Annotated in this window: 24 protein-coding genes; 13 read left to right on the top strand and 11 right to left on the bottom strand. The window is 49.3% G+C overall.

Annotation, left to right across the window (positions count from 1 at the left end; all coding sequences use genetic code 11):
• Window positions 1–3 precede the first annotated feature (3 nt).
• From J0A65_RS19045 to J0A65_RS19030, 4 genes are all read right to left on the bottom strand, one after another.
• Window positions 4–1200: an Nramp family divalent metal transporter gene (locus J0A65_RS19045; RefSeq protein WP_206595925.1), complete on the bottom strand. Its 1197-nt coding sequence runs from the start codon at window positions 1198–1200 to the stop codon at window positions 4–6.
• Window positions 1201–1301: 101 nt separating this feature from the next.
• The gene (locus J0A65_RS19040; protein ID WP_206595924.1) at window positions 1302–1469 is read right to left on the bottom strand and encodes a hypothetical protein; all 168 of its coding nucleotides are present in this window, start codon (window positions 1467–1469) and stop codon (window positions 1302–1304) included.
• Between the two features lie 136 nt (window positions 1470–1605).
• Window positions 1606–2634, bottom strand: coding sequence for an AraC family transcriptional regulator (locus J0A65_RS19035; protein ID WP_206595923.1), 1029 nt, complete (start codon window positions 2632–2634; stop codon window positions 1606–1608).
• Window positions 2635–2641: 7 nt separating this feature from the next.
• Window positions 2642–3535, bottom strand: a complete 894-nt coding sequence (locus J0A65_RS19030; RefSeq protein ID WP_206595922.1) for a GGDEF domain-containing protein — start codon at window positions 3533–3535, stop codon at window positions 2642–2644.
• A 305-nt stretch (window positions 3536–3840) separates the two neighbouring features.
• On the opposite strand from J0A65_RS19030, the gene J0A65_RS19025 reads away from it, so the two are divergent.
• From J0A65_RS19025 to rplI, 5 genes are all read left to right on the top strand, one after another.
• A complete protein-coding gene (locus tag J0A65_RS19025; protein ID WP_206595921.1) occupies window positions 3841–6549 on the top strand; it encodes a TonB-dependent receptor in 2709 nt (902 codons plus the stop codon).
• Between the two features lie 53 nt (window positions 6550–6602).
• A complete protein-coding gene (locus J0A65_RS19020; RefSeq protein ID WP_206595920.1) occupies window positions 6603–8516 on the top strand; it encodes a phytase in 1914 nt (637 codons plus the stop codon).
• A gap of 319 nt (window positions 8517–8835) precedes the next feature.
• Entirely contained in the window at window positions 8836–9204 is a 369-nt protein-coding gene (gene rpsF, locus J0A65_RS19015) for a 30S ribosomal protein S6 (RefSeq protein WP_206595919.1), read from the top strand.
• A 19-nt stretch (window positions 9205–9223) separates the two neighbouring features.
• Complete coding sequence (gene rpsR / locus J0A65_RS19010; RefSeq protein ID WP_102798780.1) at window positions 9224–9451, top strand: 30S ribosomal protein S18; 228 nt, start codon at window positions 9224–9226, stop codon at window positions 9449–9451.
• A gap of 28 nt (window positions 9452–9479) precedes the next feature.
• Window positions 9480–9932, top strand: coding sequence for a 50S ribosomal protein L9 (gene rplI, locus J0A65_RS19005; RefSeq protein ID WP_206595918.1), 453 nt, complete (start codon window positions 9480–9482; stop codon window positions 9930–9932).
• A gap of 73 nt (window positions 9933–10005) precedes the next feature.
• Here rplI and J0A65_RS19000 read toward each other — a convergent pair whose 3' ends face one another.
• Window positions 10006–10524 (bottom strand): DUF2244 domain-containing protein, encoded by a 519-nt coding sequence (locus J0A65_RS19000; protein WP_206595917.1) that lies wholly within the window; start codon window positions 10522–10524, stop codon window positions 10006–10008.
• 182 nt (window positions 10525–10706) lie between these two features.
• On the opposite strand from J0A65_RS19000, the gene J0A65_RS18995 reads away from it, so the two are divergent.
• Both J0A65_RS18995 and J0A65_RS18990 read left to right on the top strand, forming a co-directional pair.
• On the top strand, window positions 10707–11021 hold the full coding sequence (locus J0A65_RS18995; protein ID WP_206595916.1) for a DMT family transporter: 315 nt from the start codon (window positions 10707–10709) through the stop codon (window positions 11019–11021).
• Between the two features lie 11 nt (window positions 11022–11032).
• Window positions 11033–11440 carry an ACT domain-containing protein gene (locus J0A65_RS18990; protein ID WP_206595915.1) on the top strand — a complete coding sequence of 136 codons (408 nt, stop codon included), beginning with the start codon at window positions 11033–11035 and terminating at the stop codon, window positions 11438–11440.
• On the opposite strand, the gene J0A65_RS18985 is transcribed toward J0A65_RS18990, so the two are convergent.
• Window positions 11437–13125, bottom strand: coding sequence for an NAD-dependent malic enzyme (locus J0A65_RS18985; protein ID WP_206595914.1), 1689 nt, complete (start codon window positions 13123–13125; stop codon window positions 11437–11439). The two genes, J0A65_RS18990 and J0A65_RS18985, sit on opposite strands and share 4 nt — an antisense overlap.
• Window positions 13126–13369: 244 nt before the next feature.
• Between J0A65_RS18985 and J0A65_RS18980 the strand changes: the two genes are divergently transcribed.
• The 4 genes from J0A65_RS18980 to dnaB all read left to right on the top strand — a co-directional run bounded on the left by J0A65_RS18980 (window position 13370) and on the right by dnaB (window position 16992).
• Window positions 13370–13936, top strand: coding sequence for an RNA polymerase sigma factor (locus J0A65_RS18980; RefSeq protein ID WP_206595913.1), 567 nt, complete (start codon window positions 13370–13372; stop codon window positions 13934–13936).
• Window positions 13929–14417 (top strand): hypothetical protein, encoded by a 489-nt coding sequence (locus tag J0A65_RS18975; protein WP_206595912.1) that lies wholly within the window; start codon window positions 13929–13931, stop codon window positions 14415–14417. The genes J0A65_RS18980 and J0A65_RS18975 overlap by 8 nt, the downstream gene beginning before the upstream one ends.
• 10 nt (window positions 14418–14427) lie before the next feature.
• Window positions 14428–15375 carry a DUF4097 family beta strand repeat-containing protein gene (locus tag J0A65_RS18970; RefSeq protein ID WP_206595911.1) on the top strand — a complete coding sequence of 316 codons (948 nt, stop codon included), beginning with the start codon at window positions 14428–14430 and terminating at the stop codon, window positions 15373–15375.
• Between the two features lie 225 nt (window positions 15376–15600).
• The gene (dnaB, locus tag J0A65_RS18965; protein ID WP_206595910.1) at window positions 15601–16992 is read left to right on the top strand and encodes a replicative DNA helicase; all 1392 of its coding nucleotides are present in this window, start codon (window positions 15601–15603) and stop codon (window positions 16990–16992) included.
• A 47-nt stretch (window positions 16993–17039) separates the two neighbouring features.
• Here dnaB and J0A65_RS18960 read toward each other — a convergent pair whose 3' ends face one another.
• From J0A65_RS18960 to J0A65_RS18940, 5 genes are all read right to left on the bottom strand, one after another.
• Window positions 17040–18089: an OmpA family protein gene (locus tag J0A65_RS18960; protein WP_206595909.1), complete on the bottom strand. Its 1050-nt coding sequence runs from the start codon at window positions 18087–18089 to the stop codon at window positions 17040–17042.
• Window positions 18090–18298: 209 nt separating this feature from the next.
• Window positions 18299–18733, bottom strand: coding sequence for a secondary thiamine-phosphate synthase enzyme YjbQ (locus J0A65_RS18955; protein ID WP_206595908.1), 435 nt, complete (start codon window positions 18731–18733; stop codon window positions 18299–18301).
• Window positions 18730–19197: a chemotaxis protein CheX gene (locus J0A65_RS18950; RefSeq protein ID WP_206595907.1), complete on the bottom strand. Its 468-nt coding sequence runs from the start codon at window positions 19195–19197 to the stop codon at window positions 18730–18732. Before J0A65_RS18950 ends, J0A65_RS18955 begins: the two co-directional genes overlap by 4 nt.
• A gap of 177 nt (window positions 19198–19374) precedes the next feature.
• On the bottom strand, window positions 19375–19809 hold the full coding sequence (locus tag J0A65_RS18945) for a transcriptional repressor (protein WP_206595906.1): 435 nt from the start codon (window positions 19807–19809) through the stop codon (window positions 19375–19377).
• A gap of 119 nt (window positions 19810–19928) precedes the next feature.
• Window positions 19929–20783 carry a PhnD/SsuA/transferrin family substrate-binding protein gene (locus J0A65_RS18940; RefSeq protein ID WP_206595905.1) on the bottom strand — a complete coding sequence of 285 codons (855 nt, stop codon included), beginning with the start codon at window positions 20781–20783 and terminating at the stop codon, window positions 19929–19931.
• Between the two features lie 209 nt (window positions 20784–20992).
• Between J0A65_RS18940 and dusA the strand changes: the two genes are divergently transcribed.
• Together dusA and J0A65_RS18930 are read left to right on the top strand one after the other, a co-directional pair.
• On the top strand, window positions 20993–22036 hold the full coding sequence (gene dusA, locus J0A65_RS18935) for a tRNA dihydrouridine(20/20a) synthase DusA (protein WP_206595904.1): 1044 nt from the start codon (window positions 20993–20995) through the stop codon (window positions 22034–22036).
• Between the two features lie 208 nt (window positions 22037–22244).
• A complete protein-coding gene (locus tag J0A65_RS18930) occupies window positions 22245–22517 on the top strand; it encodes a hypothetical protein (protein WP_206595903.1) in 273 nt (90 codons plus the stop codon).

The raw sequence follows: 22517 nt of genomic DNA, 5'->3' as shown, positions 1-22517 counted from the left end.
TTATCAAAGCAGCGACCAAAGTTTGTAGCCACTAAGTCCGCAAAGAAATAAGACAACCGCAGCGCCGGCGAGATTGGCGAAGTGACTATTAACATGATCTGCCAACAGGGCTCTGCGGTTCATCAGCCATAATAAATACAGCGCCACCACAGGTAGCAACAAGCCGTTGGTAGCCTGGGCAAATAGAATGATGGCCAAGGGACTCATGGATAGGCTGGCGCCGATGACCCCGCATAGCAAAATGGCGAGCAATACCAGTCTAAAGGGACGCGAGTGCAGATCGGTTGACCAGCCCAGCATGCCACACACGGCATAAGCCCCAGCCAAGGGAGCGGTAATGGCACTGGTTAATCCGGCGGCAAACAGGCCAGTAGCAAAGAAAACCTGTGCAGCAGAACCTAACAAAGGTTCCAGCTGATTTGCCATGCTGGCTGCATTGTTTGGGATACCGGCCATGGCATTGCCGTAAAAGGTTGCACTGGCCGTAGCTACTATCGCCAGGGTTATCAACCCGCCTAAACCAATTGACAGACCATTATCAGCATTCATGCCGGGAAGGTCTTTCTGCCAGTCTGTACTGTTGCGTTTGGCCATTAAACTGGCATGCAGGAATAGATTGTAGGGCACGATAGTGGTGCCTATCAGAGCCAGCAAGGTGGTCAGTGACCCATCCGGGATTTGCGGTATCACCAGTCCGGATAACAGGGCCGCAGGGTCTGGACGGGACAAAAACATGGTAGTGATAAAGACGATGCTCATCATAATGACAAGTCCCATCAGCACCTTTTCCAATACATTGTGTTTGCCGCTGTATAACAACAGCGTGGCAATGCCTGCGAGCAATAAGGCCCAAAGTTGTACTGAACCTGAAAATATGGCATTCAGGCCCAAGGCTGCTCCGGTAAGATTTCCAGCCTCATAAGCGGCACTGCCTATGCCTATAGCGCTGACAACTAAAAAGGCACTTAAATAGCGGGGTATGCCAACGGGGAGTTGCGACCTGAGTGATTCAGCCAACCCTTGACCTGTTGCTAAGCCCAGTTTAGCGGCCATGCCTTGCAAAATAATGGTCGCAATCACGGCAAATAATAATACCCAGACCAAACTAAAACCAAAATTCGCGCCCGCCAGACTGGCGGTGGTAATAGTGCCGGGGCCGATAAAGGCTGCGGTGATCAGTAAACCTGGGCCAAATCGCATAGTACGCCTAGTCGTGAAAGCAGAAGATGAGGGACAGAATAACAGGCTGGTGAGGGAAGGAAAGTCCGCCGGGTTGAGCTACACCCGGCAGGAGCAAGACATTAGAACAACGAGTCGCCCATACGCAGGGCCTTTTTCTTCATAGACACGTTTGCACTCAGTGAATCTTCCGTATTACGAAAGTGCTTGGTGTTCTTGCCTTTGTCTTGAGCGAGAGAGTACAGCAACAGAAATACCACTACTGCAAAAAGTAACGTTAGCACGAGCATATACAAATCCTTTAATACTGTATGCCGAAGTACACTACGGCTGCATCAGCCTACCGACGCAGTATTTAACGAGTGTGAAAGTATAGTGAAGTTTTCACTAAACGGGCCGCAGATTTTACTCCTGACTGATGGTTTTTCAACCGGAAAAATCAATTAACTTCCAGCTTAATCTGGCTTGACTTGGCGTCGAGCCTGTCCATCGTTTGAAAGCTCGTCGAAAATTAGGGATGTCGTTAAATGCCATTTGCGCGGCAATATCCTCATTATTCAAACCCTTAACGTGCAGAAGATACAAGGCTTGCTGCCGGTTTACATCATCCTGTAACTGCATAAAACTGGTGCCGTGCTGTTTCAAACGGCGCTTCAGAGTGGCGGCACTGATGGCCAAAGTGTCGGCCATGTCCTGAAGGTTGGTGCTTTTGTTGTGGAGTAAGGTTTGGCGTATCACTTCAAGAAACCCTAAGCGTGGTGAACGTGCCGTTGAATAAAGTTGCTCTAATGCATGCCATTTCAAGGTTTGGCTTGCTTGGGGAAAGGTCTTTAACCAGTATTCCTGATCGAAGCGGATGCATAACAGCGGCTGTGAAAAACGTAACCTATAACCCAAATTTTCCTCAAATTCTTGAATGTAACGCGGTCGGGGAAAAGGAAAATCAAAACAAAAGGGAATACGCTGGCCAAGCAGCAAACGGCTGGCTGAGACTAAAGCTGCGCAATATGTCTCAATCACAAATTGGAATTCGTTTCCGCAACCTATGGCATCGTCCAGTAGCAAAAAACATTGTTGTTCGTGGTTGAACAAGCGTGCTTGAACAAAAGGAAAAAGCTGCATTTTCACCAATGAAAATAGCCGGAATGCATCCCGAAGATTTTGGCTGTGCAGCAATAAATTCGCGGCCTGCGAGTAACTTCCCGGGAACAAGCGTCGGCCAAGCTGGAAGGCCGCATCTTTACCTGGCATTAGTTGTCTGGCATTTGCCATCAATCGCAGCATTTGTGCCGCGCTCAGCAGTACTGTACCTGCTCTGATATCTTCATAAAAAATACCGGTGCCCCTTAGCAATTTGTTTCGGTCAACACCGCGGTTAGCCGCAAGGTCTATCAGGCTGGCTGCAAGCTGTTGAGCAGGAAAGTACTTGTCCTCCAAGGTAGCATAGGCCTTCACGGTTGGCTTAGCTCCCCTGCCTGCTAAGTTCCAACTGCCGGTTTAAACGCTGCAATAAGGGCTCTACCTGGTCGGTGTTTACCGCACTAACTAATGCACTGCTTAGTGTATGAAACACGGCTTCACCGGTGCCAAAAGTTTTAAAAGCAAAATGCCGTATCGATTCTTTGATTTGTGCGGACAATGTGATGGCCGTTGCACGGGGCGTATCTGGTAGCAGGATGATAAATCTATCCCCGGCGTAGCGGCAGACAAGATCGGATTGACGGATATTCATCAGGATCAACTCTGACATTTCGCGTAGCAGACGGTCGCCTTCCTGACTGCCATAACGACGATTGAACTGGTCAAAGTTGTCAATGTCCAGCATCAGCACAGACAGACTGTGGCTAGCTTGTAACTGCTTAGCTAAATTTTCTCGCAGGTAATCAGCGTCGTATAGTCTTGTTACCCAATCCACCTGATGATGCTGGCGGGACTGAGCTTCTCTGCGTCGGAGTTGCTCATTCAGAGTGAGTTGTTCCTGATGCCATTGATATAGAGCCCAGGTCATCATAATCATGCCAAAGGGCGCGGGAATGGACTCCACCACACTCAGCCAATGCCCGCTTGATTGCCGGATAAATTCATCCAACAAATCCAGTAAAGCGGAAAACATAAAGCAGCTTAGGCCAAGAACCAGCATGTCGGTGACGCGCCCGGGAGGACGGCTGACAAACAGAAAAAACAACCAAACCAGGGTTAGAACCGCCACGCCACCTTCACCGATAATATCCAGCCAGGATATTTCCTGCCAGGTTTTGAGCTCACCCTGAGACACACTCAAGAGAATAGCGGAAAGGGCAATGCATAACACCAAGCCAATACGCTTGCTGTGAAATGGCAAAAGAGAGTAATTCATAATGTATCCGACGCCTGGGAAAGTCCGGATGCTAATTCATGTCCGGTGCGTAATGCAGGGTCATTTTGGCTCAGGCAGATGACACAAATATGATGGTCCAATTTAGATTTGAGCCTTGAGTGAGTTGAAGCCCCGCGAATTTATCTATGGGAAGGGGGTCATATCAGCTCAATTTGACTGTTTAAAAGCGTCAAACCCCCTGCCAACCGCAGGTGTGTCTGATTCTGATTGTCTGTTTGTCATAAATGCGTCATGCATAAAATTTAGCTTGCCTGCGACACAACTCACATCAATGAGGCTCGCAGATGAAAATATATAAAAGCAAAGTGGCGCTGGCCTGTATGGCGGCCATGATCAGTGCCCAGGCAATAGCTGAAGACGGTAACTTGCTGGGACGTTTAGGTGACGTCAACAACAAAGCGTGGTTTGAAGGCGCCAGCATCCGTATTAAAGAACTCAATGTCAGCACTGTCACTAAAGGTGACGGATCGTTTCGCTTTAATGCCTTGCCTCCCGGTGACTATACCCTGGAAATTCGCTATCTGGGCGCCCCAAAAAGCGAACATAAAGTGCGTATTCTGGATGGTGAAACCCTACAGCAGCGCTTTAGCTTAGGGCTGAATGAGCCCAAACTGGATGAGTTGATCGTATACGGGCAACGTGCTGGTCAGGCTGGTGCATTGAATATGCAGCGCAGCGCCGACAATCTTAAATCCATCGTCTCCAGCGACGCGATAGGGCAATTTCCCGATCAGAATGCAGCAGAAGCCCTGCAGCGCCTGCCTGGTCTATCGATTGAACGCGATCAGGGCGAAGGCCGTTTTGTCGGTATTCGTGGTATCGATCCTAACCTCAATAATGTCACCATCAACGGTATGAATATTCCGTCGCCTGAAGCCGGCGTGCGGTCTGTGGCGCTGGATGTGATCCCTTCCGAATTAATTGAAGGGTTGGAAGTTACCAAGTCTGTAACCCCCGACATGGATGCCGATGCCATCGGTGGTTCGGTAGAAGTAAAAAGCCTGAGTGCCTTTGACCGTGCAGGTCGCACTGCCAGCCTGACAGTGCAGGCCAGTCGCAATGAACTGCGCAGCGAAACCAGTCCCAAGGTCTCTGGTAGCTATACCGATGTGGTTGATTTTGCCGGGTTGCAGGATTCTTTGGGGGTGGCTGTGGCGCTGTCCTGGTTTGACCGGGATTTCGGCTCGGACAATATTGAAAGCAATGGTGATGATGAAATAGAACAGCGTTACTACGCCATTAACCGTGAACGTATCGGGGCGGCATTGAATCTGGATTTCCGGCCGGATTTCAACAATCAGTACTATTTACGTACCCTGTACAGTCGCTTTTCTGACGATGAGTACCGCCAGGCCAACACTTTTACGTTTGATGGTGATGATTCAGAAATCGAGCGGGGCAGCAAAGACAGATATGAAGTACAAGAAATACTGTCGCTCACTGCTGGTGCCGAGCACCAGCTGCAACAATGGCATCTAAGTTATCAGCTTGGCTATGCTGAATCCTCTGAAGACGAGCCTGATGCGTTGTACTACAGCTTTAAGGGTGATGGTTTTAACATCAGTTCAGACTTCAGCGGGCAAATTCCAAGCATTGTGCAGGCTGCTGAAGCCAAATCCCTGTCTAACTATGAAGTGGATGAAATCTCTTTTGAAGATAACCTGTCAGAAGATCAGGAATTGAGCTTTAAGCTGGATATGAGCCGCGATTTCGACATGGCCGGCCATCCTGCCCAGCTTAAATTCGGTGGTAAGTATCGTAGTCGTGAAAAGCAAACCAACGCCAATATCTATATCTATGACGGTGACTTTGATGAGCTGGATGCCGGGCAGTTCGCTGCTACGACACCTGACTGGGGATTGGGGGACTTTGGCAGCGGGCTGGAACGCCAGGCCATGCGTAACCACTTTAACAGCAACAGAAGTAGCCTTGAGTTAGCTGAGCTGGATTCAGAACTTGAGTCCAATGGCGCCTCATATCAAAGTGACGAGGACATCTTTGCCACTTATCTGATGGCCAAAGTGGACATCAACAAGTTACGTGTGGTGGCTGGGATACGCTATGAGCGCACCGACTTTTCCACTAGTGGTCAACGGGTGGAGCTGATCGAAGATGAACAGGCCGATGAAGAGAAAGTGGTCAATACTGCCTGGCAGGGCGACAAACAATACAGTCACCTTCTGCCCAGCCTCAACCTGCGCTATGAATTCAGTGATCAGTTAATTGGCCGTTTCGCCTACACACAGACCATTGCCAGACCTAAATTTGAAGATTCGGCGGCATTTCAGATTATCGAATCCAAGACCGAAGAAAATGATGATGGCGGCTTTGATACGGAGCGTGAAGCCGAAGTAGGCAACCCGCAACTCAAGCCCTTTGAGTCTAACAACATTGATCTGTCCATCGAATACTACCCGGGCAGTATTGGCGTGCTGTCCGCTGGGTATTTCCATAAGGACATTGATAACTTTGTGATCCTGGCCGATGTCTCGCATCTGGATGCCTGGCAGGGCTTTGCAGAAGTCACCCAGCCAATTAACGGCGAAAGCGCCAAAGTTCAGGGCCTGGAATTGTCCTGGGTAAAAAGTTTCGATAACGGTTTGTTGATTGCCGCCAATGCCACCTTGTCCGATTCTGAGGCGGTTACCTTGCTGGATGGTGAGCGCTTTGAAACCAGCCTGCCCAATCAGTCTGACAAAGTGGGCAATCTGACGCTGGGCTATGAGGACAATGACTGGAGTTTGCGCCTGACACTCAGCCACAAGAGTGAAAACCTGGAAGAAATTGATGGCGAAATGTTGCGTATGGAAGATGCGCATCAGCAACTGGACTTCAGTGGTAAATATTTCATCAATCCACAGATGCACATCTATTTTAACGCCGTCAACCTCAACGACGAACCTTACTACCACTACTTTGACCGCCGCAGTATCAACGCGCAGTACGAAGAATACGGTCGTACATTCGAGTTTGGTTTTAACTGGACGCTGTAACGTTTAGTAACGGCCGTGCGTCTGCACGGCCGTTGCATAGAGATGGGTAACATATGAAAAAGACGCTTAGTGCACTAATACTGACCATTACGGCTGGTGGTGCGTATGCCGCTGACGCGGTAATTCAGGCCGTGCCTTTTTATCAGGCCGACAAGCTGGAGGGGCAGCAGGTGCAACCTCTGGTTCGGGATACTGGTCAGTACTGGTTAATCAGCAGTGAAAGCCGTGGTTTGCTGTTGTTGGATGAACAGAAAAATGTCAGGGCTCGCTTTGCCGGAAACTTTGAGACGCTGGCCTGGCAACCAGCAGTTAAGCTGGATGGCAAATTAGTGGATTTGGTCGTCAGCATAGATAACGAGTCAGCCACGACCAAGCTGTTGGCTCTGGACTGGCAAACGCCGGAATTGCGCCTGTTGCAGGACTTACCAGCGGAGGAAGCACAGCTGGAGACTTTGTGTCTTTATGCACATCCACAAAGCGGTCACATGTCATTGTTCAGTGTGGACGTGCAAGGGATGGCACATGAGCGGATTATCTATGATGGCCAGCGTCAGCGATTGGTGAATGTAAAAGTCCGCGACTTTCCTGGCGTGCTCAATGCCAAGGACTGTGCGGCTGATACGGCTTCTGCCAGTTTGTATGTGGCGGAGGAGAATGTCGGCGTATGGCGTTATCCGGCCAGCATGGAGGCAGACCCTGTACGTGAGCCTGTGGCAATGCTTGCACCTTTTGGTGATTTGCGAGGCGAGATAACTGATCTGGCTCTGCTAAATGACGGCACTTTGCTGGTTATCAGTCCGAAAGGCCGCAGTTTGTCAATTTATCCCAAAGACGCTGAGGCAAAGCATTGGCAAATCAGCGGTGTCGAAGAACCCGAAGCCGTAGGTGTGCAAGTAGAGGAGCAGAGGCTACAACTCACTATTTATGACGAAGGCCAGGATGCTTATGTAAGCGCTCAAGTCAGTGGGTACTCACAAGCATCAAAGAGTAGCCACGAGGAGATTGCCGTGGTTAGCCCCAGCGCCCAAACCACACCTGTGGCTCGTTTCGGTGATGCAGCGGACGACCCAGCTATTTGGCTGAATAGCAACGCGCCTGAGCAGAGCCGGATTTTGGGCACCGATAAGCGGGTTGGCTTAATGGTTTATGGACTGGATGGCAGTTTGCTGCAGAGCCTACCTGTGGGACGACTGAACAACGTGGATGTCCGCCATGGCTTTTCGCTCAATGGTAAAACCCTGGATTTAGCCGTGGCCAGTAACCGCACGCTAAACAGCATGAGTTTGTTTGGCATTGACCCACTTTCAGGTCATGTCAGCCATTTGCTGGAAGCGCCAACCAGTCTTACTGAAGTCTATGGTTTGTGTATGTATCAGTCGGGTACCGGCACATATGTGTTTATTAACGATACCGATGGGCGCTTTCAGCAGTACCTTGTTACTGAGCATCAGCGGCAGTTGGCGGTTAATCTGGTCCGAGAGTTCGCCGTTGCCAGCCAGCCAGAAGGCTGCGTGGCCGATGATGTGAGCGGTATATTGTATTTGGGGGAAGAGGCTGCAGGAATCTGGCGTACACAAGCAGAGCCTAAGGATGCGCCACTGGAAAAAATGGCCACAACCGGTGAACTCTTGCATGCGGATGTCGAAGGAATGGGAATCTATCGTCAGAACCAACAGGCTATTCTGGTTGTTTCAAGCCAGGGTAATGATAGCTATCTGGCCTATGCTCTGGAGCCTGACTTTCGCTATCTAGGACGTTTTCGCATTGGCCTTGATTTACAGAAAGGCCTGGACGGCGTGTCGGAAACCGATGGGCTTGAGGTGAGCTCGGCAAGTTTTGGGGCTGAATATCCTAAAGGGATGCTGGTGGTTCAGGATGGCCGTAACCAAATGCCAGGGTCACCGCAAAACTTCAAAATCGTGGATTGGCGGGATGTTGAGTTAGCACTCAAAACCGTGTTTCACTAAGCGAATGGGCGAATCGGCCCGGCTGATTCGCCTTTTATCCTCAAGATGTAAAGATAACCTACTGAAGGCTCCATGACATGGCCTGACTGATAGCCCAAACAACCAAGCCATCCTCGATAATCCGATGCGACTCCCTTTTGATGCCTTTTATCAACAGTCCCCTGATACTGCGGCCTTTAACCCCTTAACACGCAGAATTAACTTGTGTCAGCAGTGCGCTTTATATACAATGCGCGCCCTTATTCAGCCTAACTATTTTAGTTCCTTGTCTTAAGCAGTCTGGCTGAGCTGCGAGAGGCTACAACCGTAAGGAGCACACATGCGTCATTACGAAATTATTTTCATGGTCCATCCAGACCAGAGTGAACAGGTTCCAGGTATGATCGAGCGTTATACCGGAATCATCAAGAACGATGGTGGACAGATTCACCGTCTGGAAGATTGGGGTCGTCGTCAACTGGCTTATCCTATCGAGAAGCTGCACAAAGCACATTATGTTCTGATCAACGCTGAAGCTACTGCTGCTGCGATTGAAGAACTGGAAACTGCTTTCCGTTTCAACGACATCGTGTTGCGTAACTTGGTTATGCGCACTAAGAACGCTGTGACTGAGCCATCACCAATGGCCAGAGAAGAGCGTCGCGAGAAGCGTGAAGACAGAGCAGCTGTAGAAGCTGACGCGGAATAACAGATTAGGAGACTAGAAGATGGCTCGTTTTTTCAGACGTCGTAAGTACTGCCGCTTCTCGGCAGAAGGCATCCAGCAGATCGATTTTAAAGACACTGGCCTGCTGAAAAACTACATCACTGAGAGCGGTAAAATCGTTCCTAGCCGTATTACCGGTACCAGTGCCAAGTATCAGCGTCAGTTGTCAACTGCCATTAAGCGTGCACGCTTCCTGGCTTTGTTGCCTTACACTGATTCTCACAAGTAATTGTTGGCGTAACTAAGAGGTAGCAAAGATGGAAATCATTCTACTAGACAAAATCGCCAACCTGGGCGGTTTGGGTGACCAAGTCACTGTAAAATCAGGTTTTGCCCGTAACTTCCTGTTCCCTCAAGGTAAGGCTGTGCCTGCCACTAAGGACAACGTTGAGAAGTTCGAGCAGCGTCGCGCTGATCTGGAAGCTAAGATTGCTGAGCAATTGGCTGCTGCACAAGCCCGTGCTGCTAAAGTTGCTGAGCTGGCTGAAGTAACTATTGCTTCTCCTGCTGGTGACGAAGGCAAGTTGTTCGGTTCTATCGGTACTCGTGATATCGCCGATGCTCTGACTGCTGCTGGCGTTGAAGTATCTAAAGCTGAAGTTAAGCTGCCACACGGCACACTGCGTGAGTGCGGTGAGTTCGAAGTGGATCTGCAACTTCACTCAGAAGTTGTTGCTCAAGTTAAAGTGATTGTTATCGCTGAAGCCTAAGCAGCACGCTGTTAAAAAAACCGCCTTACGGCGGTTTTTTTATGCCTGGGTTTTGTTGTCAGAACGCCTCGTCTTACCGCCAGTCCTGCATGGCAGTGATCTTTGTTTTTCCTGCCATGCGATAGGGAATTTCCAGGTGGGTAATGATATCGATAAGTTGTTCTTTATCCTGTTGATTGAGTTTTTCGCCAATGACGCAGGAATGGTGCTGGTCTTTTAGTTCCACCATTCTGGGAGACAGTGAATGAACCGGGGCAGAAATGACAAAGCAGCTTTGCGCACGTTTCAGCCGCCACTGTTTGACATTGTGATGTCGCCCTTGTACCAGCACCACATGGCTTGGCTCAATATGCAACACCTGTTGATTGTAAGTGTCTCTGCAGACCCTATAGGCCAGGTACGCGAGCAAACTCACTTCCAATCCGGCAAAAGGTAGGATTAGCCAAGCGCCGGCCAGACTCCAGGCAACAGCGACAATCAGTGCCACTGACCCAAGAACAACTATCAGTAACTTTGTTTGTCCCCAGGTGGCTGAACAATTAGGCCTTAAGCAAACCCGGCAGCGATCTTTTTGACGACGGACAGTAACCATTCAAGCTGACATTGAAATGGATGATACAGACAGGTATAGCAGGCAGTCTGGCACTCAACAATATTGACCCGTGCAATCCGCTTTGCTTTAATGGCCTCCCGCCTGACAGGGACGACCCTGTCTGCACTATTCGCACAAGGCTTTTTTGCAGGGACGACCCTGCCATGGTGGAGAAATCACTGATGGCTTGGTTGATTCTGTTTGTCGCCGGTTTACTCGAAGTTGTCTGGGCTGTTGCCCTTAAGCAATCCAAGGGCTTATCCGAGCCTGGTTATCTAATTATCGCTATTGTCTCTATGCTGTTCAGTTTGGGCTTGCTGGCTATGGCGTTACGCACACTTCCCCTTAGCGTGGGTTACGCGGTTTGGACAGGTATCGGCGTATTGGGGGCGGCTGTGGTTGGTATTCTTTGGTTGGGTGAAGGAATAGGGTGGATGAAAGCCTTGGCTCTGCTGTTGCTGGCCAGCGGTATTGTGTTATTGAAGCTCAGTCATTGAAGGAGAGAATTATGTCCGCCATCAGCAATTTAGATGTATTGATTAGTAGCATGCAGCCAGAGTTACAAGGCCCATGCTACGTATTTGCGTTTCTTCCTCATCATTCTCCCTTACCTGAAGGCGCTAAGATGCTGTTTGAAGAGCAGGAAGGTTGGACGGCAATTCTGCCAATAGAGCAAGCCAAGGTGCTTGGGCTCCACTATGAGTTTGCCTGCCGGATGATCACCCTAAACGTACATTCATCTCTGGATGCAGTGGGCTTTCTGGCGCGAATAACTCGTCATCTGGCTGCACTGGGGATGGGAGTGAATCCGGTCTCGGCATTTTTCCATGATCACCTATTCGTACCAGCGGAGCGGGCGGAAGAAGCTTTAGCGGCGCTCAGACAACTCAGTGCTGAGCGCCCCTTACCAAGTTAAATGCTGGTGCGTCGGTATTGACGATAAATTGGGGTCCAAAAGTTGGCGTTGATTTTGTCTTGCAGCATGTCATCGGACATTTCCAGCGCCAACCCTTGTTGCTGAGCCACCTTACCTACCGCAAAGGCAATGTCTTTACTCAACTGGGCCAGCTCGGTCAACGGTGGTAGCAGAGCGCCTTTACCCTTGTTTGCCAAAGGCGATGCTTCGGCCAGTGTGGTGCTGGCTGCCATCAGCATTTCATCAGAGATATGCTTGGCCTTTGTGGCCAGCACGCCCAAACCAATACCCGGGAAGATGTAACTGTTGTTACATTGGGTAATAGGGTAAGTCTTGCCTTGATAAGTAACTGGCTCGAACGGACTACCGGTGGCGATAATTACTTCACCTTCGGTCCATTCAATGACTTGTTCCGGCCGGGCTTCTACCTGTCTGGAGGGATTGCTCAGTGGGAATATGATGGGCAATTCACAACCTTGCTTCATCGCTCGGATGACTTGCTCGGTGAATAAGCCTGCCTGGCCTGACACACCAATTAGGATGTCGGGTTTGGCACAATGCATCACATCCAGTAACGAGGCATATTCGCCACTGAAGTTCCAATCGGCAATGTTATCCTCGGCCTGGCACAGCGCCTGTTGGAAATCACGCAGTCCTTCCATCCCGTCAGTAAGTAGGCCAAAACGGTCAATCATAAAGATCTGGCTTCTGGCCTGAGCATCAGAGATACCTTCTGCGCACATCTGCTGGATAACTTGCTCGGCAATTCCGCAACCCGCAGAGCCTGCCCCCACAAACACCACTTTTTGCTCGGAAAGCTTGGCGCCTTTGGTTCGACAGGCGGCCAACAAGGTACCTACAGTCACTGCTGCGGTGCCCTGAATATCATCGTTGAAGCAGCAAACTTCATTGCGATAGCGATTCAGCAACGGCATGGCGTTTTGCTGGGCGAAATCCTCAAACTGGATCATGGCATCCGGCCAGCGACGCTTCACCGCACGAATAAAATCTTCCATAAAGGCGTCATATTCTTCCTGGCTGATACGCTTATGACGCGCGCCCATATACATTGGGTCGGCGAGCAGTTTTTCGTTATTTGTACCTACATCCAACATCACAGGTAAGGTATAGGCGGGGCTGATACCCCCACAGGCGGTGTACAGAGAGAGCTTACCGATAGGAATACCCATACCACCTATGCCCTGATCGCCTAAGCCCAGGATACGTTCACCGTCGGTGACGACTATGACTTTTACCTTGCGCTTGGTGGCGTTGTGCAGAATATCATCCATATGCTGGCGTTCAGCATAGGAGATAAAAAGGCCGCGTGAACTACGATAAATATCAGAAAACTGTTCACAGGCATCCCCCACTGTGGGGGTGTAGATAATCGGCATCATCTCTTCCAGATGATCGGCCAGCAGGCGGTAGAACAGGGTCTCGTTGTTATCTTGGATCGCCCGCAGGTAAATATGTTTATTCAGGGGGGTATCAAAGCTGGAATACTGCATGTAAGCACGGCTTACCTGTTCTTCGATACTTTCATAACGGGGTGGCAGTAACCCATTAAGATTAAAGGCTTTTCTCTCTTCAGCGCTAAACGCACTGCCTTTATTAAGCAAAGGGGTTTCCAGCAAGGAAGGGCCGGCATAGGGAATATATAAAGGGCGTTTTTTAGATGTCATCAAACCAATCCTGCGTTCTGGCGCTGCCAGTCTCTGAATAATGTGGCGGATCATCCCCGATCCCGCGCGGGATTTCCAGTAAGACCAGTCGGATTGCCTGAATACTGAGGCTTTTTGTCTGGCTTTGAAAAAAAGTTTTGCCGCTTTAAACCTTGCTCCCTTACCCTGCGACATACAATCAACTCCATTAGATTGCTAATGGAAAAGAGACAACCAACAGAATAACAACAATGGTGGAAACACATTGCAAACTCAGGGACAGCTAATAGAAGCAAAGGAGCAATTCGCTGAGCGTGGATTGCTGAGTCTGGTGGAGGCTGTCAAACAGGGCGACCGTCAGGCTTACCATAAACTGTACCAGATGCATCTGGGGCAAGTTTACGCCCTGTGTTACAGGCTTACCGCTGATAGAGCGTTAGCCGAGGATGCGACCCAAGAGGTCTTCATCCAACTGTGGCGTAAGCTGGACAACTATCGGGGAGACGCCAAATTCAGCACCTGGTTGCATTCGGTAACGTCAAATGTTTGTGTCTCTTACATGCGTAAACAGCGGGGTTGGTGGCAGCGAATGTTTAATCTGGAAAGTACTGATGCCGTGCATGAAGTCGCCGAAGGCTCTGCCGGTGATGTCGACCTGGATACCTATATCCGGCGCTTACCAGAGAGGGCAAGAATGGTGTTTGTACTGCATGCAGTTGAAGGGTATCGCCATGAAGAGATTGCCCAACTGTTGGATATGGCAGTTGGCTCCAGCAAGGCACAGTTTCATCGTGCCAAGCAGCTTTTATCGGAGTGGATGGGTTATGAGTAATAAAGAATTTGAACAGCAGTTGCAACGCAACTTGAGTGCATTGCCTGATGATATTCAACCCGAACGCGACCTGTGGCCTGGCATTGAGCACGCTTTGGGGCAGACGCCTGAGAATAGCACTCAAAAGCGAGCAACTGGCTATTGGGGAATGGCGGCCGCCACAGCAACTATCGGTCTGATGGGATGGTTGGGGCTTTCTCAACTGCCTGTTACCTCAGATGCAGAGCAACTGGCGCAGGTTTTAAGTCAGCAGCATCAGCAGCAGAAGCAGGCATTATTGGCCTCCTTTGATGGCCAGCCCGCTCTGACCGACAATTGGCAGCAGCAAGTGGATGAGCTGGATGGTGCGGCTGCGGCGATTAAACAAGCACTGAAGGAAGATCCCAATAATCCGGCGCTGCTGAGAATGTTGCAGCAGGTTTATCAGCAGCAAATTGACTTAATTGAACGGGTACACGCACCCACATGGCAGAAAATATAGGATGTCGTATATGAACAGATTTTTAATTGCAGCAGGAATGTCGTTAGTCAGTCACCTTTGCCTGGCGGGCGAAAAAGTGGATCTCACCCTCGATGCGAAGGCGGATGGCCGTGTCAGCATCGAGCATCTCTCTGGTCAGGCGGTGATCAAAGGCTGGGACAAAAAGCAGGTGAAAGTTGTTGGTGAGCTGAGTGACCAAGCGGATAAGCTGATCTTTGAACGAGACGGTCATGAAGTTGTCGTTAAAGTTAAGATGCCTAACGGTAACTGGCATGATTGGAAAAACTCCGAAGGTGATGACTTGCAGATCTTTGTGCCTACCGGCAGTTTGGTGAGCTACGACACGGTTAACGCTAATGTCGAAGCGGAAAAACTCTCGGGAGGAGCAGAGTTATCTTCGGTCAACGGTAAAGTTAAAGTGCGGGATATCAAAGGTAGGATACGCATAGAAACAGTGAATGGCAGTATTGAAAGCAGTGGTTTACAAGGCGATATCAAGTTGTCATCGGTCAATGGGCACATTGTTGATAAAAACTCGCAAGGCGATGAGATTCGCTACGAGTCTGTCAACGGTGATATCGATGCCAGTACTTCTGCTCCCAGAGTGAAAATTGAGAATGTTACTTCCGAAGTCAAACTGGCGTTAGGGAAGGTTGAACGCCTATCGGTGCAAACTGTCAGTGGCGATGCCAACATCAGCTTAACCTTGCTGGAAGACGGTGAAGTGAGTGGCAGTACCGTGAGCGGCGATCTCGAGCTGGTTTTTCAGGATAAGGTATCCGCACGCTTTGACCTTGAAGGCCATGCAGGAGGCCATTTTGCTAATCACCTTAGCAGTGACAAAATGGAAAAAGCCAAATATGGCCCGAGTCGCTGGTTGAAGTTTCGCACTGGCGAGAGCTCTGCCAAAGTCAGGATTTCCACAGTGAGTGGCAGAATCTCACTAGACAGCAAATAACAACACAGGCCTGCGGGCCTGTTTTTCGTTGTCAGTATTAAACCACCTCCTTTGGAGGTAGTGATCCTTGGTAGGGCTGGCTTCTCAGCCAAGGAAGCTAAGAGCAAGGAATAAATTTCTTCCGCTAGGTCAAGTCAATAACCACACTTGTCTATGCTTTGGCTTCATTCCCGAAGCCTCTTCGCGCATAATAGCGATCATGGCAATTAATCTGGTCGGTAATAAGTGAAAGTTGTTTCTCACAAAGAGCGCGACAGCAAAGTCGAAAAGCTTAAAATCCCACCCCATTCGATAGAAGCTGAGCAATCGGTCATCGGTAGTATGCTGATAGCACCCGATTGTTGGGATAAAGTCGCCGAAATTCTGATCGAGCAAGACTTTTACAACCGTGCCCACCAGACAATTTACCGCACTATTCTCAAATTGTTGGGGGATAGTCAGCCGGTGGATCTGATTACTGTCTCTGACCAGCTTGAACAGCAAGAAGCGCTTGAGGCCGTGGGAGGCTTTGCTTATTTGGGTGAGCTGGCCAAAAACACCCCAAGTGCCGCAAACGTTGTAGCCTACGCGCAGATCATTAAAGAGCGTGCGGTATTGCGTGAATTGATTGGCGTAGCCCACGAAATTTCCGACACCGGCTACAATCCCGAGGGACGCACCAGCTCGGATGTATTGGATTTGGCCGAAAGCAAGGTCTTTGAGATTGCCGAGAAACGCTCTGGCAAGAACGAAGGGCCACAGAATGTTGAAACCATTCTAACCACCACTATTGACCGCCTTGAAGCCCTGATTAAAAACAATAAGGAAGTTACCGGGGTATCCACGGGTTATAAGGATCTGGATAAGAAGACCAGCGGCCTGCAGCCGTCAGACTTGATTATCGTGGCAGCGCGTCCGTCCATGGGGAAAACCACTTTTGCCATGAACCTCTGTGAAAATGCCATGTTACTGGAAGAAAAACCCGTACTGGTATTTAGTCTGGAGATGCCGGCCGAACAGATCATGATGAGGATGTTGGCCTCCCTGAGCAGGGTTGATCAAACCCGAATTCGTACCGCACAACTGGACGATGAGGACTGGGCGCGAATTTCTAATACCATGGCCATGCTGAAGGACAAGGACAACCTGTTTGTGGATGACTCTTCAGGGTTGACGCCGATGGAAGTGCGCACCCGTGCGCGCAAATTGGCAAGAGAACGTGGTGGGTTAGCGCTGATCATGGTGGACTATTTGCAGCTGATGCAAGTACCTGCATTGAGTGACAACCGTACCTTGGAAATTGCCGAAATCTCTCGCTCGCTTAAGGCCCTGGCTAAAGAGCTGCAGGTTCCGGTGGTGGCGCTTTCCCAGCTTAACCGAAGCCTGGAGCAACGTGCTGATAAGCGGCCAGTTAACTCAGATTTGCGTGAGTCAGGCTCTATCGAGCAGGATGCTGACCTGATTATGTTTATTTATCGTGACGAGGTTTATCACGAGAACAGTGAATATAAAGGCGTGGCTGAGATTATCATCGGTAAGCAGCGGAATGGTCCTATTGGTACCTGCCGTTTGACCTTTCAGGGGCAGTTCTCGCGCTTTGACAATTATGCCGGCCCTGAAATTGCCGACGAGTATTAAAGTCGCACAAAAGAAGGGCGCCAATTGGCGCCCTTTTTCGTCTTTGGTTATTTGGTAACCTTAACCTTTTCCATCGCACTAACCGTGGCGTGAATACGACGGTTACGCTGGTGGGCTTCTGCTGAATTGCTTGAATCCAGTGGGCGGCTCTCGCCATAACCTACGGCTTCCAAACGTCCAGCATCGATACCATAGCGGTCAATCAGCAACTGTCTGACGGCTTTAGCACGTTTTTCTGACAGACTCTGGTTGTAGGCACTGTCTCCAGGTGCAGAGGTGTGGCCCTCAATGACTGCCTGTGTATTGGGGAAGCGGCGCATAAACTGTGCGAACACCTGAATTTGTGCATCGTCCGGGTCAGTAATTTCGTAGCTGTTGTTGGCAAACAGAATATCCAGACGGGTTTCGACTTTCTCTTCCATAAAGATGCTGCAGCCTGTTGCATCCACTTTATCGGTGCTGGGCGTGTTGGCACAGCGATCCTGCGCGTCGTTAACACCATCGTTATCTGAATCTTTAGGCTGTTCGGCTACAGGTGCTGGAGTTTGTGCAACTACAGGCTCAGACGCTGGCATTGGCTTAGACTTATGACCAAAGGTATAAGCCAGACCCAGTTTTACACTGTAATCCTTGAAGTCCTGGCCGAAGTCATAATAGGCCGCGGCCTCAGTGACCAGTTTCCATTTCTCGGTAAGGTCCCAGTGACGACCTACACCCAAGTTCATCATGCGGTAATTTTCCTGCAGGTTTTCATGCTTGAAGCCACCAAAAACATAAGTCTGTTTCTGGTCAAGGAAATACAAAGCATCAATACCTACACGGTCGCCGGACTCATCGGTCAGACCTGACTCTGAATCAAGATTCAAATGAGACCATTCGATTCTGGCACCCCAATTAGGGGTAAATCTGAAGCCAAGTTCTGCGCCTATGCCGGTGCCGTCATCCAGTCCGCCTGAGGGCAACGGCTTGTCGCTGTCTACCTTGTAGTATTCGCCGAAGCTGGCTACCCAGCCTTCGTACTCGGTGGGCTCATTGGCCTGTGCCAGTGCTGGAATCAGGCTGAGAATAAGAGCAGTTGCTAAGGAATTATTTTTCATGGTGGTCCCTTAATGATAGATACGCCAATACAAGCGTAATCAAAAATTCAGCAGTTACTACTTATTCCTGAAGGTCAGTTGCCTTGCTGTTTGGGCAACGCTCCTCATTTGAGGAGAGGATATTATGATGGGCGCGCTCTAAATGGCTGCTGGTGCTGATTGTACCAAGTTCAATGACTAACTGGAAATACCAGTTTAAATGCTGGGGGTTAGTCGTCGAACTGGCCGGTTAGTGTGGCAATAATTGTGCGACCGCCTCCCTGATCGCGATGTTCCCCCAAGTAAATGCCCTGCCAGGTGCCTAGTGCTAAATGACCGTTGCTGACTGGCAGGGTTAGACTGGTGCCCAGTACACTGGCTTTAATATGGGCGGGCATATCATCTGGTCCTTCGTAAGTATGCTGAAAATAATTGGCATGCTCGGGAACCTGGCGGTTGAAGAAGCGTTCAAAATCGCCTCTGACAGTGGGATCGGCATTTTCATTCAAGGTTAAAGAGGCGCTGGTGTGCTGCAACAGTAGGTGCAACAGGCCAATGCGACAGCTGCGCAGGGCGCTGAACTGTTCAACAATCTCGTCGGTGACCAGATGAAATCCGCGAGATCTGGCCGACAAACGAATGAGCTGTTGTTGCCACTGACTCATAGTTTGTCGAAACAAATCTCCAGGTGGGCCTTACCGGCATCACTGGTGAAAGGCAAAATGATTTTCGGGCCGTCTACTTTGTGGGTAATTGTGTGTTGCTTGCCGGATACTACTATAGGGGTGGCCATATCAAAGTCATAGCCTTTACTGGACAATTCAAGTTTGGCGCCGCCTGTGACCATGTTGGTAATCTCACCTACCATATCGGTGACTTCCGGATTTATCTTGGATGGTTTTTCACCCAACATGCGCTGCATAATTTCCAGTGCCAGGGATTCGTCAAAAGAAATTGAGAACGAGCCTTTCACTTGTGGGCCTACCATGCCAATCAATCCTGACACATCGCCTACAGCTACTTCGTCACCCTTCTTTTTAGGTTTTCCTGGCTGCAGTTTAGTTTGTGCCATGGTTTCCAGCACATTGAGCAATGAGGATATAAAAGGGTTAATAAATTCAACATTCATAGTTGTTTTTCGACCTTGTCTGAAGCGCTCTTAGGCGCTGAATACATCAATGTCATCCTTTGCCGCTGTAGCACGCCACTATAACGATGGGGGAGTAGCCCATTAACTATGGTCAACAGTGCCGCTGATGTCTAGCTCAATAAAAAGATAACAGTTTGTTATTTATATTTATTTCGTTCAATTCTGACAGCTTGCACAAGTGCCGTGTGCTTCAATAGTCTGTGACTCCACCTTGAACCCATAAGCCTTCGCCTGGTTATCCAGAGTTTCCTTTAATCCTTCAGATTGTATTTCCTGCACTTCGCCACAGGTATCACAAATCAGGAATTGCACTGGGTGGTTACAGCCAAAATGATGGCAAGCTACAAACGCATTGGTGGACTCTAATCTGTGGACCAAGCCAAACTCGAGCAGAAAATCCAGGGTGCGATAAACTGTCGCTGGCTTGGCCGAACTCTCGGTCTCCTTGAGCTCATCAAGTAGTTCATAAGCACCAGTGGCTCCCTGTTTTTGCAGCAGAAGGCCATAAACCTTCTCCCGCAACAGCGTAAAACGGGCACCTTTCCCTTCACAGTATCGTCTGGCTTTTTCGATCAATTTTTGGTGATTCATCAGGTCATGTCAGCTATGCACACTGGCGCTAGTGTAGCATAGTAACACCCTGTGAAAAGGCGTGTTATCAGTGTGTTGTGTAATGAATAGTCTCTATAGCGGGAAACGGAACCGGGGCGTTAGGGAGAGGATATGACCTCAGCAAGCGACTGGTAAGTTGAGATGACTGGACTCACCAATTCGGTACTCTCAGAAAACTCTGACCAGCCCGTCTGCAGACCTTTTAGAATTAGACGCATACCATCTTTATCCTTGAGTATATCTTCTGTCAGAGTAGCGCAATCCAGTTGTTCTGGGTTGCAAAGCAAAGGGCCAAACGGGATTTGCGGCGACCGCCATAGTTCCTTTAATGGTGGGGTATGCTTAAGAAATTCCTGACTTGCCAATATGCCTATTGCACCTTCATCTTGGCTGACATGCTCTGCTACTTTTGCGTGACTGCCAACAAAGGTGAAATCTATACGAGCGTAGTGTTTGGTGATGTTTTGTTTCAACCAGCTTCGACCAATTAGGCCACCTGAGGCAGAGTTCGGCCATACAGCGTAAGCCTTCAGTGAACCTTGTTGCGACCACTCGTCGAGAGCAGGCACATGCAGCCCAATGATGCTGGAAGAGTAGCCACTGGCTGTGGGATGCTGATTAGGAACCAGTATTGGTACAGTTTGTGTTTCTGATATAACCAGCAGATATCCGGTCAAATTGGGTAGTGCAACGCTATAGTCTCCTTGGCTGATTCTAAGACGTAAATCATCCAAGGTTTTAAGCACGTCTATTTCAACGACGGCAGCATGCTTTTTCTCCAACCACATTGCAATGGGCGAAACTGCATTGGCTCTGTCGATATCAGGGTATGCGTAGGTGATGACTTTTAATGTTTGGGCACGGCAGGAAAAAATAGCAGAGAAGCTTACCAATAGGCTGATAAATAAAAGATTTCCAGCAATAAAACAGCGACATGAATGTGTTGTGGTCATTAGTCAGGCCCTTTTGGGCGCGTTATATCAATCCCGATTGCATGTTTGGGGTCACAACTGCAGTTATCCACGTTAAAATGGCAGCGTTTCAGGCTTGAGGGGTATCGTAGTGAGTTACGAGGGTAACCAGTCTGTTTCAGCCTTGGTAAGAGAGCTTACCGAAATTCTTGACTAGCGAATGCTAAATTAATGCTAAGTAACACTTTATGATGAATGACACATCAGCCGCTATACCTACACAATGTAAAGTCGACCATGGGGATAATTGTGATATTGCAAAGTATCGCAGAATTTCCATCGCGCCCATGCTCGACTGGACAGATCGCCACTATCGCTATTTTATGCGTCGGATAACCAGGAATACCCTGTTATATACCGAGATGGTGACTACAGGCGCGATTTTATTTGGCAAAGGTGACTACTTAGGCTTTAACAGTGAAGAACACCCGGTTGCTCTGCAACTGGGTGGCTCCGATCCCGCTGATATGGCAGAGTGCGCCAGGCGCGCCGAGGCACGCGGTTATGATGAAGTTAATATCAATGTAGGTTGTCCGTCAGATCGGGTACAAAATGGTCGCTTTGGCGCTTGCTTGATGGCTGAGCCTGATACCGTTGCAGCCTGTATCACGGCAATGCAAAAGGCGGTTGCAATACCTGTCACAGTGAAATGCCGCATCGGTATTGATGATATGGATGAATATGCCCATTTGGATGATTTTATTCGCCGGGTAGCCGACGCTGGCTGCGATACTTTTATCATTCATGCCAGAAAGGCCTGGTTGCAAGGTTTGAGCCCTAAGGAAAATCGGGAAATTCCGCCGTTAATGTACGACAGGGTGTACCTGCTTAAAGAGCATTTCCCCCAACTGCATTTGTCGATAAATGGGGGAGTGAAAACGCTGGAAGAGGCCAAGCAACATCTACAGTATCAAGATGGTGTCATGATTGGCAGGGAAGCTTACGCTAACCCCTACATGTTCGCCGAAGTGGACCGGGAGTTTTATGCCGACGCCCATGCTATTCCTAGCCGCGAAGCCGTGATTGAATCTATGGTGCGCTATGTCAACGAACAGGTTGCATCGGGAGCCCGGGTTTGGCACGTCGCCAGGCACATGCTGGGTATTTTCCAAGGGCAACCTGGTGGAAGAATCTGGCGGCGCTACTTGAGTGAAAATGGCACGCGAGCAACAGATGGACAGCTATTACTCGATGCATTAGAGGCTCGTCAGGCAGGCATCAAATACAGCGAATAGTCTTAGTTGGTTAATTTGACTACCAAATTGTGAATATGACCATTATTTGAGCGCGTGGTATTTTGAGAATTCATGCGCCTTCTGTTTTATTGGTGAAATATCCTTTAATTTCAGTGCCTTGTGATTTTTCTTCGAGTTGGCATGTGTCTCGCAACAACTATTTCGTCAGTTATTGCGACTTAACACATGAACCGATTTGGAGAACCTTATGTTTAGCAAAATGAAACTTACCGCTGCCACTGTGTTGTTGGTATCTTCAATGAGCGCCAGCGCTCAGTCAACCGAGGTATCATTGCAGGAGCTTGTAGCTCATGTGCTCAGTTCCGCCGTGAGTGCCACAACTCAGGAAATGAGCAACAGTGTGAAAGAGGCGGTGAGCAAAGCTGCCGATGTACTTACACTGCAAGAAGATACCCTGGAAATGCAGTTGGTTGAGCGCAATGAGAAAGCGCAACCAGAGCCAGCTAAGCAGGCAGAATAA

This window comes from Bowmanella yangjiangensis (assembly GCF_017255015.1).
Taxonomy (GTDB): domain Bacteria; phylum Pseudomonadota; class Gammaproteobacteria; order Enterobacterales; family Alteromonadaceae; genus Bowmanella; species Bowmanella yangjiangensis.
This window is presented reverse-complemented; position numbering and strand designations above follow the sequence as displayed.

Coding starts and splice junctions, on each gene's coding strand:
- J0A65_RS19045 (WP_206595925.1), bottom strand. CDS start 1,200: ATGCGATTTGGCCCAGGTTTACTGATCACCGCAGCCTTTATCGGCCCC.
- J0A65_RS19040 (WP_206595924.1), bottom strand. CDS start 1,469: ATGCTCGTGCTAACGTTACTTTTTGCAGTAGTGGTATTTCTGTTGCTG.
- J0A65_RS19030 (WP_206595922.1), bottom strand. CDS start 3,535: ATGAATTACTCTCTTTTGCCATTTCACAGCAAGCGTATTGGCTTGGTG.
- J0A65_RS19025 (WP_206595921.1), top strand. CDS start 3,841: ATGAAAATATATAAAAGCAAAGTGGCGCTGGCCTGTATGGCGGCCATG.
- J0A65_RS19020 (WP_206595920.1), top strand. CDS start 6,603: ATGAAAAAGACGCTTAGTGCACTAATACTGACCATTACGGCTGGTGGT.
- rpsF (WP_206595919.1), top strand. CDS start 8,836: ATGCGTCATTACGAAATTATTTTCATGGTCCATCCAGACCAGAGTGAA.
- rpsR (WP_102798780.1), top strand. CDS start 9,224: ATGGCTCGTTTTTTCAGACGTCGTAAGTACTGCCGCTTCTCGGCAGAA.
- rplI (WP_206595918.1), top strand. CDS start 9,480: ATGGAAATCATTCTACTAGACAAAATCGCCAACCTGGGCGGTTTGGGT.
- J0A65_RS19000 (WP_206595917.1), bottom strand. CDS start 10,524: ATGGTTACTGTCCGTCGTCAAAAAGATCGCTGCCGGGTTTGCTTAAGG.
- J0A65_RS18995 (WP_206595916.1), top strand. CDS start 10,707: ATGGCTTGGTTGATTCTGTTTGTCGCCGGTTTACTCGAAGTTGTCTGG.
- J0A65_RS18990 (WP_206595915.1), top strand. CDS start 11,033: ATGTCCGCCATCAGCAATTTAGATGTATTGATTAGTAGCATGCAGCCA.
- J0A65_RS18985 (WP_206595914.1), bottom strand. CDS start 13,125: ATGACATCTAAAAAACGCCCTTTATATATTCCCTATGCCGGCCCTTCC.
- J0A65_RS18975 (WP_206595912.1), top strand. CDS start 13,929: ATGAGTAATAAAGAATTTGAACAGCAGTTGCAACGCAACTTGAGTGCA.
- J0A65_RS18970 (WP_206595911.1), top strand. CDS start 14,428: ATGAACAGATTTTTAATTGCAGCAGGAATGTCGTTAGTCAGTCACCTT.
- J0A65_RS18960 (WP_206595909.1), bottom strand. CDS start 18,089: ATGAAAAATAATTCCTTAGCAACTGCTCTTATTCTCAGCCTGATTCCA.
- J0A65_RS18955 (WP_206595908.1), bottom strand. CDS start 18,733: ATGAGTCAGTGGCAACAACAGCTCATTCGTTTGTCGGCCAGATCTCGC.
- J0A65_RS18950 (WP_206595907.1), bottom strand. CDS start 19,197: ATGAATGTTGAATTTATTAACCCTTTTATATCCTCATTGCTCAATGTG.
- J0A65_RS18945 (WP_206595906.1), bottom strand. CDS start 19,809: ATGAATCACCAAAAATTGATCGAAAAAGCCAGACGATACTGTGAAGGG.
- J0A65_RS18940 (WP_206595905.1), bottom strand. CDS start 20,783: ATGACCACAACACATTCATGTCGCTGTTTTATTGCTGGAAATCTTTTA.
- dusA (WP_206595904.1), top strand. CDS start 20,993: ATGAATGACACATCAGCCGCTATACCTACACAATGTAAAGTCGACCAT.
- J0A65_RS18930 (WP_206595903.1), top strand. CDS start 22,245: ATGTTTAGCAAAATGAAACTTACCGCTGCCACTGTGTTGTTGGTATCT.